We start from the raw sequence: 11,641 nt of genomic DNA, 5'->3' as shown, positions 1-11,641 counted from the left end.
TACTATCCCAGGATACGTAAACGTAGACTTCAAAGACGTACGTACTGTAATGAGTGATAGTGGTGTAGCTATCATGGGTAACCACGTTGCTTCAGGTGAAGATAGGGCAATCAAAGCGGTGACAGGAGCGCTTGCTTCTCCATTGTTGAAAGACAATGAAATCGAAGGTGCTCGCTATATCTTGTTGAACATTACTTCTGGTAAGAAAGAAGTTACTATGGATGAGGTGTCTATCATCACCGACTACATCCAAGAGAAAGCTGGATTGACAGCAGACTTAATCTGGGGTAACTGTATCGACGAAAACTTAGATGAAGAATTGTCTGTAACTATCATTGCTACCGGCTTCCAAACTGCTGAAGAGCGCCAGAAGGAAAGAGAAAAAGAAAAAATCGCTTTACCTTTAACACCGGAACCTACAGAACATACTTTTATTAAGCCTGTGTCGCAAAACCAATTCGTGGCTAGCAAGCCTTCGGCTTCTACAGCTCAGAATCTGGTAACTCCGGTAAATCCGACAAACCAGAGCTCCTCAGCTCCTCGAATGACATCCCAGGCTGATTTGTTCAATTCGATGAAACCGTCGTACAGCAACGTTGCTGTGCAGCAGGAATCTTCCAACGTCATCCGTCATACCTTGGATCTGCAAGGAGATTTCAATGCTGAAGAAGAAAAGCAAGAAGATAACGACGGCTTTCAATTGAAAACCACACCTTCAGTATTTGAGTTCAAGTTGCCTACGGTTTTTGATGCTTACGAAGAGAAAAAAAATGAACCTGTGGAAGATGTAGAGCAGCCGGTGGAGCATAAGTTTGAAGCGCCTGCCACAACAACAGCGAATGCGAACAAGGTGGAAGAAGAGGTAAACTTCGAAGACCAACTGTTGAAAACTAAAGAGCGTATCTTACGTCTTAAAGAGTTGAGCATGAAGTTGAAATCTACCAATGGCTTGCAAGAGTTGGAAAACGAACCTGCTTATAAAAGAAAGCAGAGAGCTTTGGAAGATGTTCCACACTCTTCGGACTCTCAGGTTTCTCGTTTCACCTTATCGTTTGATGATGGCGTGACAGAAATCCGTTCAAACAACTCCTTCTTACACGATAATGTAGACTAATAAACTTAGACGATACATAAAAAAGGCCAACATACGTTGGCCTTTTTTATGTTATAGGGTTTTGTTTATCTTATCCTTGAGAATGCAGCTTAAAGAGCTCTATAAGATCCGGGATATTGTCTACCCCCAGTTTTTCAAATATGCGGCTCTTATATGTACTTACTGTAGAAGAGCTAAGGTTTAACATAGAGGATACATCCTGTATGCTGTGACCTTCGATAAGGTGTTTGGCAACGTCCATCTCACGGTTTGAAAGTTTGTTCAGAGGGTTAGATTTGCTAATAGTCGCCTTACTTGTTGTAAGCTTGGTAATATAAAGATCTTTTATAGCTGCGGACATATATTTGCCACGCTCTTGGATACTTTGGATGGCGTTGCTTAGCTCTTCCATAGCTGTATTCTTATTGAGGTATCCTGCAGCGCCAGCTTCAATATATCGTAAAGCGTAAATGTTTTCGTCATAGGATGAAAAAACCAAGATTTTGAGGTCCGGCTGTATGTTTAATATTTCCTTTATGACATTTATATTGTTGCCTCCGGGCATATTAATGTCTAGGAGTAAAAGGTCGAACCTCCGAAAGTTCAAAAGTGAATAAACTTCTTTTATTGTAGATGCGTGCGTAATTTTGGTGTCCTTGAAAGTAGAGTGTATTGCTACTTCAGTGCCGAATCGGACGATACTATGATCGTCAGCAATAATAATGTTTTTCATAATTTAATTTACTCTGCCTGGCAACTGTCGTATTAATTTACAAAAAAATATAATTTGATGCATATAATTTGGCGATAACACTTATCTTTATAAAAAATAGAAATTGCGTAAATTTATAACTTTTATTATTGGTTTCTAAATAAAAGAAATTATTATGGGTTTTGTAAAAGAATTTAAGGAGTTTGCCATGCGTGGTAACGTTATCGACTTGGCAGTCGGTGTGGTTATCGGTGGCGCTTTCGGAAAAATCGTAACTTCCTTGGTTGACGATTTGATCATGCCAATAGTAGGTATTATCACGGGAGGGGTGGATTTTTCGGAAAAATCGGTAGTGCTAAAAGAGGCCGTGTTAAATGCAGATGGCTCAGTACTTGAGCCTGCAGTAACTTTAAACTACGGAAACTTTATCAATGTGATAATCCAATTCTTAATTATCGCCTTCTGTATTTTTGTGGTTATCAAAGGTATTAACTCATTGAAGAAGAAAGAAGAAGCTCCGGCGGAAGAAGCGCCAGCACCATCAAAGGAGGAAGTGTTGCTTACTGAAATCAGAGATATCTTAAAAAGCAAATAGCCTTTATTAAGGTTTTAATAGGAAAAGTTTACATATTTTTTGTAAACTTTTTTCTGCACTAAACTTGTTTATATAGAAATAATACACTACTTTTGCATTCCTCTTGTGAGGTAATTAATGGTAATTAGAAAATAAATAAAGATAATAAAGACGTCATGAAAAGAACATTTCAGCCTTCGCTAAGAAAAAGAAGAAATAAGCACGGTTTTAGAGAGCGTATGAGCACAGCTAATGGTAGAAGAGTATTGGCAGCTCGTAGAGCAAAAGGTAGAAAACGTCTAACAGTTTCTGACGAATACCGTCACAAAGGCTAATTAATTTCTTTTCTTTAGCGCCGGTGACTTAACATAGTGGCTTCTGAACGCCAAGATAGTCATCTATAATGAGAAAAACATTTACGAAAGGAGAACGACTGTGTAGTAGGAGAAAAATTGATGCTCTCTTCCATGGTGGTTCTTCTTTTATAATATATCCCTTTCGTGTAGTATTTCTTTTCCGTCCTTTAGAGCAGGACCAGCCGTTTCCGGCTCAAGTCATCGTCTCCGTTTCCAAAAGAAGATTCAAGAGAGCCTTCCAGCGTAACAGAATAAAACGTCTGGTGCGTGAGGTGTATCGCCTCCAAAAAGGAGAATTGTTATATTCTAAATTGAATCAACAAGGAATTGGATTGGATTTTGCTATTCAGTACGTGGGAAAAGAAGAATTACCTTTCGATACGATGTATTCGAAGATGAAAAGGGTACTGTCTCAGTTGGCTCATGAAGTTCGTTCGTAAATGTTGGAAAGGCGTAGCTTAGTGTTGCAGCATCTCTTTATCCTTTTGATAAAGCTGTATCAGCTGTTTATTTCACCGTTATTGGGAGCCAACTGTCGATTTACGCCGACATGTTCTCAATATGGCAAAGAAGCTATATTGAAGTATGGTCCTTTCAGAGGAGGGTGGCTTACTCTCAAGCGTATATCTCGCTGTCATCCTTGGGGAGGACATGGTCATGATCCGGTACCGTAAAAGAAGTTAAGATGAGTGTACGTATATTACAGATAGATACAGCTACCGACACCTGCTCGGTGTCCATAAGTGTGGATGGTGTACTGTTGGATTGCTTGGAAGCCCAGGAGCCTAACCTGCATGCTTCCAAACTGACTGTGTTTATTGATGAGCTTCTTAAACGTAATGCTCTTGCCTTTACGGATTTGCAAGCGGTAGCCGTAAGCAAAGGTCCCGGCTCCTATACGGGATTGCGCATAGGTGTTTCCACTGCCAAAGGGTTGTGCTACGCTTTGGATTTGCCTTTGATAGCCGTAAATACCTTAGAAAGTATGTATAAGGGATATATTGAGAAACATGGATTCAATGAAAACTGGATTTATGTCCCTATGCTGGATGCGCGCCGTATGGAAGTGTATCTGAATATGTACCAAAACCATCAACTGATAAGAACTACCGAAGCTGTGATAGTGGATGCACATACTTTTGATAGCTATACCTCTCATAAAGTGGTGCTGTTTGGCTCTGGTGCTGCTAAGCTGATGGAGCTATTTGCCCATGACCCTCAAATTATTGTCGATGAGTCATATTCCCATTCTTCTGCTTATATGACAGCATCGGTATATGAAAAATTTACCCATAAGGAACTCGAGGATTTGATCTATTTCGAGCCTTATTATTTGAAAGAGTTTATTGCCACAACACCAAAGGCTAGGTAATTAAAGCCATTTTTTCCGCTTAAACCAAAGATATATTAATAAGCTTAAGATCATCATGCTTGTCATGACGAGTGGATAGCCATATTTCCAATGCAATTCGGGCATGATGTCGAAGTTCATGCCATATACGCCTACAATAAAGGTCATTGGCATGAAGAATACGGAAATAATGGTCAGTGTCCGCATAATTTCGTTCGTATGGTTGGACTCTATATTGAAATAGATGGACAGCAGCTGTGCCGTATTTTCACCGATATTACGGTACAGGGTATTGGTACGGGAGAAGAGGTCTCTTAAATCTTGTGTATAGATGTTTTTATATTCCGGCAGGTGAAAATAATCCACTATGTCTTTATAGAGGATAAGTACCGAACGGATGACGTCTATCTGCCTTTTGATATAATAAAGTTTTTTGAGAAAGGGTTTGCGTCGCTGATGCAGAAAGACGATCTCTTCGTATTCGTCTAGCTTGGCGTCCAAATCTCCCAATACCAATGTTTCGAAAGTTTTTAGGGCTTCGGAGACTAGGGTATTGATGAGGTGTTTGCTGGAAGATAATGTCTTGCTGTTCACATCCATCTTCTTTATGTTTTCGAGAAAAGGAATCTCGTTGCGATGGGCTGTGATGACGAAATTCGCTCCATAAAAGATGGATACCCTATCCGTGATATCTATCAATGAATCGGAAGTGTCGCTGAGTTTGGCTTTTGTGGTCCTGATAATAAGGAAGTGGTAGTTGTCGAATTCTTCGATTTTGGGTAGATGTCCTATTTCCAGACAGTCGCGGATAGACTCTGCATTAAGATTATATTTTTCTTTTAGTGCACTGAAATCTTCGATGCCCGGGTCCGAGATATCTATCCATTCGAAAGGATGCTTGTCTGGAGATAGTACTTGTGTTATCATAAGATTTTATGGTCTTGGATATATAAATATAAGTATTCAAAGTGGGAGCTTTTGTAGTAAGCACATAAAAAATGAGCTTGACAGCATCTGTCAAGCTCATTCCAAAGGTCAAAATCCAGTCTTTAAGATTATTTTTTGTCTGCCGCTTTTTTGGCTTTATATTCTTTGTTTAATCCTTCTACTACTTCTTTGGTGATATCAAGCTTTTCGTCTGCATAGATAACGGCAGGGTTAGTCTTAGAATAAGTCAAAACGTATTGATATCCTTTTTCTTTAGCGTGCTTAGTAAGATAGTCTGTAATAGCATTGTACACTGCTGTCATTTCTGTCTGTTCATCTTGAGCTAAAGAAGCTGACGCATTTTGGTTAAGCTGTGCCAATTCTTGCTGTTTGCGTGCAAGACGTTCTTCGGTAGCTTGACGTTCCGAAGCACTCATGGTTGGAGCCTTTTGTTCTGCCTCTGCAAGCTCTCTTTGGAAAGCTTGGCCTTTAGCTTGAAGGTTTTCTTGCGCTTTTTTGGCTTTGCTTTCTAGTCTAGCTCTTGCGTCTTTGAAATATTCATATTTTTCCGATAAGGTATCAGCGTTAACATACACTATTTTTTCGGCTGTAGGCGCTGCCGGAGCTGTAGTGCTGTCCGACTTTGATGCCGTCGATGATGGCGTGTTTTGATTACATGAAGAAGCGCCTGCCGCTAACGCAATGCCTAATGTTACTTTCGATAAGTTGGATAAAAATCTATTCATTCTACTCTTTATTTTCAGTTTATGTAACAAACCTACTATAAAAAAATTAAAAATCAATTATTTGTTCGTTATTTCCTTCACAAATTACCAAAAAAAACCTTAATGAATAGCGTGTGTATCGGTTGTTTAAGTCCTTAATTTTTATTTAACTTTGATTGTTAAAATTATATGATTTTTTAATTCATGAGCGAAGAAAAAAAGAACCCTACGTCAACGTATTCTGCTGATAATATTCAGGTTTTAGAAGGTTTAGAAGCGGTACGTAAGCGCCCATCCATGTATATCGGTGATACAGGACCTAAAGGTTTGCATCACCTAGTTTATGAAGTAGTAGATAACTCTATCGATGAGGCTGTAGCAGGGTATTGTAATGATATAGTAGTTACCATTCACGAAGACAACTCTATCTCGGTAAAAGATAATGGTCGTGGTATCCCTACCGGTATCAATAAGAAAGAAAACAAGTCGGCTTTGGAGCTGGTAATGACCGTATTGCACGCCGGTGGTAAGTTCGATAAAAATACCTATAAGGTTTCCGGTGGTCTTCACGGTGTTGGGGTTTCCTGTGTGAACGCCCTTTCCACCCACTTGAAAGCAGAAGTTCATCGTGAAGGCAAAATTTTCATGCAGGAGTATGAACGAGGAAAGCCTTTGTATGAGGTGCGTGAGGTGGGAGAGTCCGACAAAACAGGGACAATAGTAACGTTTAAGCCGGATCCAGAAATTTTTACCCAAACCACGGTTTACAACTACGATACGTTGGCCAACCGTCTTCGTGAGCTTTCTTTCTTGAATAAGGGCGTGAAGCTTACCTTGATTGATAAGCGCGAGAAAAATGATGACGGCACTGACAGGATGGATGAATTCTATTCGGAAGGTGGCTTGAAAGAGTTTGTCCGTTTCTTGGATGGAACACGTGCATCGTTGATTCCTGAACCCATCTATTTAGAAGGAGTGAAGCAAGGTATCCCTGTAGAGTTGGCTTTCCAATACAACGATACATATGCTGAAAACGTACACTCGTACGTGAACAATATCAATACTATAGAAGGTGGTACGCATGTGGCAGGATTCAGAAGAGGGCTTACACGTGTGCTGAAAAAGTATGCCGACGATTCAGGCTTGCTTAAAAACTCGAAAGTTGAGATTACAGGTGACGACTTCCGTGAGGGGCTCACTGCCGTAATTTCCGTTAAGGTTGCAGAGCCGCAATTCGAAGGACAGACCAAAACGAAGTTGGGTAACACGGAAGTGATGGGGGCTGTGGATGTAGCGGTAGGTGAGATTTTGGGTACTTATCTAGAAGAGAATCCACGAGAAGCCAAAGCTATCGTTCAGAAAGTTATCATCGCAGCGCAGGCGCGTGCAGCAGCACGCAAGGCCAGAGAGATGGTGCAGCGCAAGACCGTGATGAACGGTTCGGGACTTCCTGGCAAGCTGGCTGACTGTGCGAGCAACGACCCTGCCTTGTGTGAGATCTTCTTCGTCGAGGGAGACTCTGCGGGTGGTACGGCAAAACAAGGACGTGACCGTAACTTCCAAGCTATTATGCCTCTACGTGGTAAGATTCTGAACGTGGAGAAGGCCATGGAGCATAAAATCTATGAGAACGAAGAGATCAAAAATATGTTTACAGCATTAGGTGTATCCATCGGTACCGAGGAGGACCCTAAGGCATTAAATCTTTCTAACTTCGTTACCACAAAATAATCATTATGACGGATGCCGACGTGGACGGTAGCCACATTGCCACGCTGATGTTGACCTTCTACTTCCGTTATATGCGGGAACTCATAGAAAAAGGATATGTATATATCGCTACCCCACCACTTTATCTGATCAAAAAGGGTAAGGATCATGAATATGCATGGAATGAAGAGCAGCGTATTGCAGCTATCCAACGCCTTAAAGGAACAGGTAAAGAGGATTCGGTGCACGTACAGCGCTACAAAGGTCTTGGTGAGATGAACGCAGAGCAGCTATGGGAAACCACTATGGACCCTGCAAGGCGCACCTTAAGACAGGTTACTATTGAAAATGCAGCTGAATGTGACCGCGTGTTCTCTATGTTGATGGGGGATGAGGTAGGCCCTCGTCGCGAGTTTATCGAGAAAAATGCCAAGTATGCAAAAATAGATGTATAAGAGGTAGACTATAAAAATAGGAAGGCCGATAGATAAATCTCTGTCGGCCTTTTTGTTTTTATTGTATTTTTCTTAAATTTATTAAGTAACACTAACAGCCATGATGTACAGGGTAATAAGTCTATTACTGCTGTATTCACCGTCATTTGGGCAATCCTTCAATGCTGCAGCTTATCAAGGAATGGGCAATACGGGGATTGCTATAGGTTCTGTCTACAGCAGTACCAACAATGCGGCAGGTTTAGGGGTATTGTCCTCTGCCACAGCGGCTATAGCGTATCAGCCACACCATATGAGTAAGGACCTGCGCTATCAGGCATTATATCTAGGAATGCCCTTCCATCAACTGGGCGCAGCAGGACTTAGCGTGCATTCTTACGGTATTGTACATACATCACGTTTCCTACAGGCAACTTTATCTTATGTACGCAGTTTTGGAGGCGTAATACACACTTCCATCTCTGCCAACTATCACAATTTTTCCGTGCAAGGGTATCAGTCGGACCATGCATATTCAGCAGACCTAGGATTGCTACTCAATATTTGGGAGAGGCTCAATCTAGGTTTTGTTTTCCGAAACATAACTCCTTCACAAGTTTTAACGATGAAACCGAGCAGCATATTCCTGTTGAGATTGGTTTTGGAAGCCTGTATAGGATGTCTGATGAGCTTTCTCTGGCTTTAGATACATACTATCAACACTATGAAGGGGTAGATGTTCGTGCCGGGATTTGTTTAGTGGATTGAGGGGAGTAGGGATTGATTTTTTCGGGGTGGTGTTAGTCTGCATCCACGGACATATTTTGCAGGGATAGGTGTCCGGCTTAAAGAATTTCAGATAGACTTTTCTTCCTCCTTTCACTATCGGTTGGGTACCTCACCACAACTGGCATTGGCATATGAGTTTTAAAGATATCATATGGTGTGTTGCTTTATTAGCCTTTTCTCCCGTTTGCAAGGCGCAGGAAAATGAAGAGAACCTGGAAGAGCAGCTGCTGGAACAGCTTGGCGAGGAGCTAGGAGAAGAGGTAGACATCAGCGAAATCATGGAGAAGCTTAACTTCATGAGACGTAACCCTATAGATCTCAACAGGGCTACAGAGGCAGAGCTTAGCGCTTTGGTCTTCCTGAAACCGGATCAGGTGACAAATATTATTGCTCATCGGGAGCTGTCGGGCGACTTCCTCAGCCTTCTGGAGCTACAGGCTATTCCCGGTATGGACCTTCAGACTATACAGCGGCTTACACCTTTCGTGCATATAGGCGGTAAATCGTCGCTAGCGGGAGTGACATGGAAAAGCCTTAAAGAAGAAAACGAACAAACGATCATGTTACGGCTTTCGCGAGTTTTACAGAAGGCTAGAGGTTACGGTATTACGGAAGAGAGCAGATCACGCTATCTTGGAGATCGCAATAGCTATGCTTTACGCTATCGCTGGAACTATCAAGGGAAAATACGTATAGGCTTTAATGCAGAAAAGGATGCTGGGGAGCCTTTCTTTGCCTTGCAACAGAAGGGAGGTTTTGACTTTTATTCCGCTTATGTGGAAGTGAACGGTCTTCATTCACGAATTTCAAAGATTATTTTGGGGGATTATATATTGCAGATAGGTCAGGGGCTTATCTTATGGAATGGTCTTAATTTCGGAAAGGGCACCTTAGCTTCTACCGTGTCGCGTCAAGGTGCGGGATTGTTGGCTTATTCCTCTATGAATGAAAATAACTTTCAACGTGGAATAGCGGCTACTGTTCGCCACAGAAAGTGGACTATGACTCCTTTCGTAGCCTTCAACCGTCTTAGTGGCAATGTCACACATTCAGACTTCGGTAAGCTTATCAATACTATAAGCACTTCGGGATTGCATAGAACGCCTACCGAACAATCTTATAGACATCAGATAGCGCAATTTGTTGCGGGCACCGATATTTCCTTTTCCTATAGAAAACTAAAGATAGGCTTCACTTCTCTTTACACGCGCTTTGACGGCAAGGTAATGAAAGGCGATGAGTTGCGGAATAAATTCAATTTTGAGGGGCAAGATCTGTTGCAGATAGGATTCCATTATAAGTATAGTTATCGCAACCTTTATTTCTTTGGAGAAACGGCACATAGCTTGGGTAGCGGTCTAGCTATGGTGAACGGCGTATTAGGGAGTCTGCATCCCCGCCTTTCGGTATTTGTCCATCAGCGTCATTTTCAAAAGGACTATCATAGCTTTTTTGCACAGACCCTCTCTGAGGCTCCAACATAGCCAATGAAAAAGGTGTTTATGCAGGATTCAAATATGAAGTTGCACGGCGATGGGAATGGATAAACTATGTGGATATGTTTGCTTTCCCTTGGTTGCGCTATCGGGTGGATGGACCTAGTGAAGGTGTAGATATACTTTCTCAATTTACGTATCATTGGTATAAGCGTGGAAGTTTCCAATTGCGGTATAGATACAGAGTTCGCCAAGAAAATCTTTTAATGTCCGAGAGGCATGAAAATGTGTTGGCTGATGTTGTTAGGAATCAGCTGCGTGGAGATTTTCAATATAAGCTTAACAAAATTTGGTCTATTCGTACGCGCGGCGAAGTATCTCTATACGAGAAAAAAGGAGATTCAAAGAGTAGGGGGTATCTGCTTTTTCAGGATGTTTCTTGGAATATGCAAAAGATTCAACTGAACACAAGACTTTCGTATTTCAATACGGAAGACTATGAATCTCGGATATATACGTATGAACGAGACGTGTTGTATGCCTCCTCCTATCCGATATTTTACGATAGAGGGTGGAGAACCTATGTAAATGTCCGTTATAGATTGTCAAGGAATATAGATGTCTGGATGAAGTATAGCCTGACCCAATATACGGATCGGGAAACTATAGGTTCAGGATTAGATCAAATCGATGGAAGAAGAAAGTCGGAGATTCGTTTTCAGGTGAGATGGCAATGGTAAAGCTAGACATATTGGATCTATCTACAGCTAAAGTGCCGATGGTGAAGGCTTTGGCAGCTTATGTGGCTGGCATACTTCTCGGTAAAATGTTGGATGGAGCAATCCCTCCTTTATGGGCACTTATAGGGGTAGGCATAGGATGTAGTGTTTATGTGATTTGGAGCAGTTTAAATCGATTTTCGAAGAATAAAGCTTTTGCTATATGTTTCCCCTTTCTGGTATTTTGTTATGGTTATTATGCATTAGTATCTCACTGTCCTCGATATGTAGACAATCATATTTCGAAATATCTTCATCTGACGCAATATGTAGGAATCATTGAGGACGAACCGATTATCAAGGAAAAGACGATTCGTTTTCCAGTGCGTGTGGTAGCGGGGATAGATGCTTTGCAGTCCTACTCTCTTTCCGGTAAAATAATGGTATCCTTGTTACGCGACTCAGGGACTACAGCACTGTATGGCTATGGTGATGAGATAGCTCTTATCAACAAATTAAAAGAAGTTCCTCCTCCTTTCAACCCCAAAGAGTTTGACTATAAAGCTTATCTAAAAAACAAAGGTATGGAATTGCAGGCCCTGCTGCTTCCGAGAGAAATAAAAGTAATTGACCACCAGAAAGGAAATGTGTTTGTAGCTTATTCTTTGTCTCTACGAAAAGCGTTAATAGCAAAGTTCAGGAAGTACTTGAAGGATGACGAAGCCTTTCAGGTGGCAGTAGCTCTTATTTTTGGATACCGTTCACTGATTGATCCACAAACCGTATCCGAAATGCTGATATGGTTTGTGTACACG

12 protein-coding genes and 2 pseudogenes are annotated in these 11,641 nt (G+C 41.4%); 11 read left to right on the top strand and 3 right to left on the bottom strand.

Annotated elements, in window-relative coordinates; translation table 11 throughout:
* Positions 1 to 1,114 (top strand): annotated as a pseudogene (locus SD31_RS12235) (cell division protein FtsZ); the annotation flags it as partial.
* Positions 1,115 to 1,184: 70 nt separating this feature from the next.
* On the opposite strand, the gene SD31_RS12230 reads toward SD31_RS12235, so the two are convergent.
* Complete coding sequence (locus SD31_RS12230; RefSeq protein WP_039054345.1) at positions 1,185 to 1,826, bottom strand: response regulator transcription factor; 642 nt, start codon at positions 1,824 to 1,826, stop codon at positions 1,185 to 1,187.
* A 154-nt stretch (positions 1,827 to 1,980) separates the two neighbouring features.
* Here SD31_RS12230 and mscL point away from each other — a divergent pair, with 154 nt between their 5' ends.
* From mscL to tsaB, 5 genes are all read left to right on the top strand, one after another.
* Complete coding sequence (mscL, locus tag SD31_RS12225; protein ID WP_039054344.1) at positions 1,981 to 2,400, top strand: large-conductance mechanosensitive channel protein MscL; 420 nt, start codon at positions 1,981 to 1,983, stop codon at positions 2,398 to 2,400.
* Positions 2,401 to 2,555: 155 nt separating this feature from the next.
* Complete coding sequence (gene rpmH / locus SD31_RS16205) at positions 2,556 to 2,714, top strand: 50S ribosomal protein L34 (protein ID WP_082021944.1); 159 nt, start codon at positions 2,556 to 2,558, stop codon at positions 2,712 to 2,714.
* A 68-nt stretch (positions 2,715 to 2,782) separates the two neighbouring features.
* Positions 2,783 to 3,175 carry a ribonuclease P protein component gene (rnpA, locus tag SD31_RS12220; protein WP_039054343.1) on the top strand — a complete coding sequence of 131 codons (393 nt, stop codon included), beginning with the start codon at positions 2,783 to 2,785 and terminating at the stop codon, positions 3,173 to 3,175.
* A complete protein-coding gene (gene yidD / locus SD31_RS12215; RefSeq protein WP_039054342.1) occupies positions 3,176 to 3,409 on the top strand; it encodes a membrane protein insertion efficiency factor YidD in 234 nt (77 codons plus the stop codon).
* Positions 3,410 to 3,420: 11 nt separating this feature from the next.
* The gene (tsaB, locus tag SD31_RS12210; protein WP_039054341.1) at positions 3,421 to 4,107 is read left to right on the top strand and encodes a tRNA (adenosine(37)-N6)-threonylcarbamoyltransferase complex dimerization subunit type 1 TsaB; all 687 of its coding nucleotides are present in this window, start codon (positions 3,421 to 3,423) and stop codon (positions 4,105 to 4,107) included.
* On the opposite strand, the gene SD31_RS12205 is transcribed toward tsaB, so the two are convergent.
* Entirely contained in the window at positions 4,108 to 5,013 is a 906-nt protein-coding gene (locus tag SD31_RS12205; protein ID WP_039054340.1) for a CorA family divalent cation transporter, read from the bottom strand. It abuts the gene before it with no gap.
* A 128-nt stretch (positions 5,014 to 5,141) separates the two neighbouring features.
* Positions 5,142 to 5,759: an OmpH family outer membrane protein gene (locus tag SD31_RS12200; RefSeq protein ID WP_039054347.1), complete on the bottom strand. Its 618-nt coding sequence runs from the start codon at positions 5,757 to 5,759 to the stop codon at positions 5,142 to 5,144.
* Between the two features lie 183 nt (positions 5,760 to 5,942).
* Here SD31_RS12200 and gyrB point away from each other — a divergent pair.
* The 5 genes and pseudogenes from gyrB to SD31_RS12175 form a co-directional block, all read left to right on the top strand.
* Positions 5,943 to 7,903 (top strand): annotated as a pseudogene (gene gyrB / locus SD31_RS12195) (DNA topoisomerase (ATP-hydrolyzing) subunit B).
* A 100-nt stretch (positions 7,904 to 8,003) separates the two neighbouring features.
* Complete coding sequence (locus SD31_RS15585) at positions 8,004 to 8,588, top strand: hypothetical protein (RefSeq protein WP_156138356.1); 585 nt, start codon at positions 8,004 to 8,006, stop codon at positions 8,586 to 8,588.
* A 214-nt stretch (positions 8,589 to 8,802) separates the two neighbouring features.
* Complete coding sequence (locus SD31_RS12185) at positions 8,803 to 10,155, top strand: ComEA family DNA-binding protein (protein WP_039054339.1); 1,353 nt, start codon at positions 8,803 to 8,805, stop codon at positions 10,153 to 10,155.
* 74 nt (positions 10,156 to 10,229) lie between these two features.
* The gene (locus SD31_RS12180) at positions 10,230 to 10,847 is read left to right on the top strand and encodes a hypothetical protein (RefSeq protein WP_039054338.1); all 618 of its coding nucleotides are present in this window, start codon (positions 10,230 to 10,232) and stop codon (positions 10,845 to 10,847) included.
* Positions 10,841 to 11,641 (top strand): ComEC/Rec2 family competence protein (locus SD31_RS12175; RefSeq protein ID WP_039054337.1); only part of this gene is annotated, 801 nt, incomplete at its 3' end. The genes SD31_RS12180 and SD31_RS12175, both read left to right, overlap by 7 nt.

The sequence above is a fragment of the Sphingobacterium sp. T2 genome (assembly GCF_000814685.1).
Classification (GTDB): domain Bacteria; phylum Bacteroidota; class Bacteroidia; order Sphingobacteriales; family Sphingobacteriaceae; genus Sphingobacterium; species Sphingobacterium thermophilum.
The sequence above is the reverse complement of the archived record's forward strand: the minus strand, read 5'-3'. Positions and strand labels throughout refer to the sequence as shown.

What these genes read in the sequence shown, in the direction of transcription:
- SD31_RS12230 (WP_039054345.1), bottom strand. Translation starts at nt 1,826, where the DNA reads ATGAAAAACATTATTATTGCTGACGATCATAGTATCGTCCGATTCGGC.
- mscL (WP_039054344.1), top strand. Translation starts at nt 1,981, where the DNA reads ATGGGTTTTGTAAAAGAATTTAAGGAGTTTGCCATGCGTGGTAACGTT.
- rpmH (WP_082021944.1), top strand. Translation starts at nt 2,556, where the DNA reads ATGAAAAGAACATTTCAGCCTTCGCTAAGAAAAAGAAGAAATAAGCAC.
- rnpA (WP_039054343.1), top strand. Translation starts at nt 2,783, where the DNA reads ATGAGAAAAACATTTACGAAAGGAGAACGACTGTGTAGTAGGAGAAAA.
- yidD (WP_039054342.1), top strand. Translation starts at nt 3,176, where the DNA reads ATGTTGGAAAGGCGTAGCTTAGTGTTGCAGCATCTCTTTATCCTTTTG.
- tsaB (WP_039054341.1), top strand. Translation starts at nt 3,421, where the DNA reads ATGAGTGTACGTATATTACAGATAGATACAGCTACCGACACCTGCTCG.
- SD31_RS12205 (WP_039054340.1), bottom strand. Translation starts at nt 5,013, where the DNA reads ATGATAACACAAGTACTATCTCCAGACAAGCATCCTTTCGAATGGATA.
- SD31_RS12200 (WP_039054347.1), bottom strand. Translation starts at nt 5,759, where the DNA reads ATGAATAGATTTTTATCCAACTTATCGAAAGTAACATTAGGCATTGCG.
- SD31_RS15585 (WP_156138356.1), top strand. Translation starts at nt 8,004, where the DNA reads ATGATGTACAGGGTAATAAGTCTATTACTGCTGTATTCACCGTCATTT.
- SD31_RS12185 (WP_039054339.1), top strand. Translation starts at nt 8,803, where the DNA reads ATGAGTTTTAAAGATATCATATGGTGTGTTGCTTTATTAGCCTTTTCT.
- SD31_RS12180 (WP_039054338.1), top strand. Translation starts at nt 10,230, where the DNA reads ATGTTTGCTTTCCCTTGGTTGCGCTATCGGGTGGATGGACCTAGTGAA.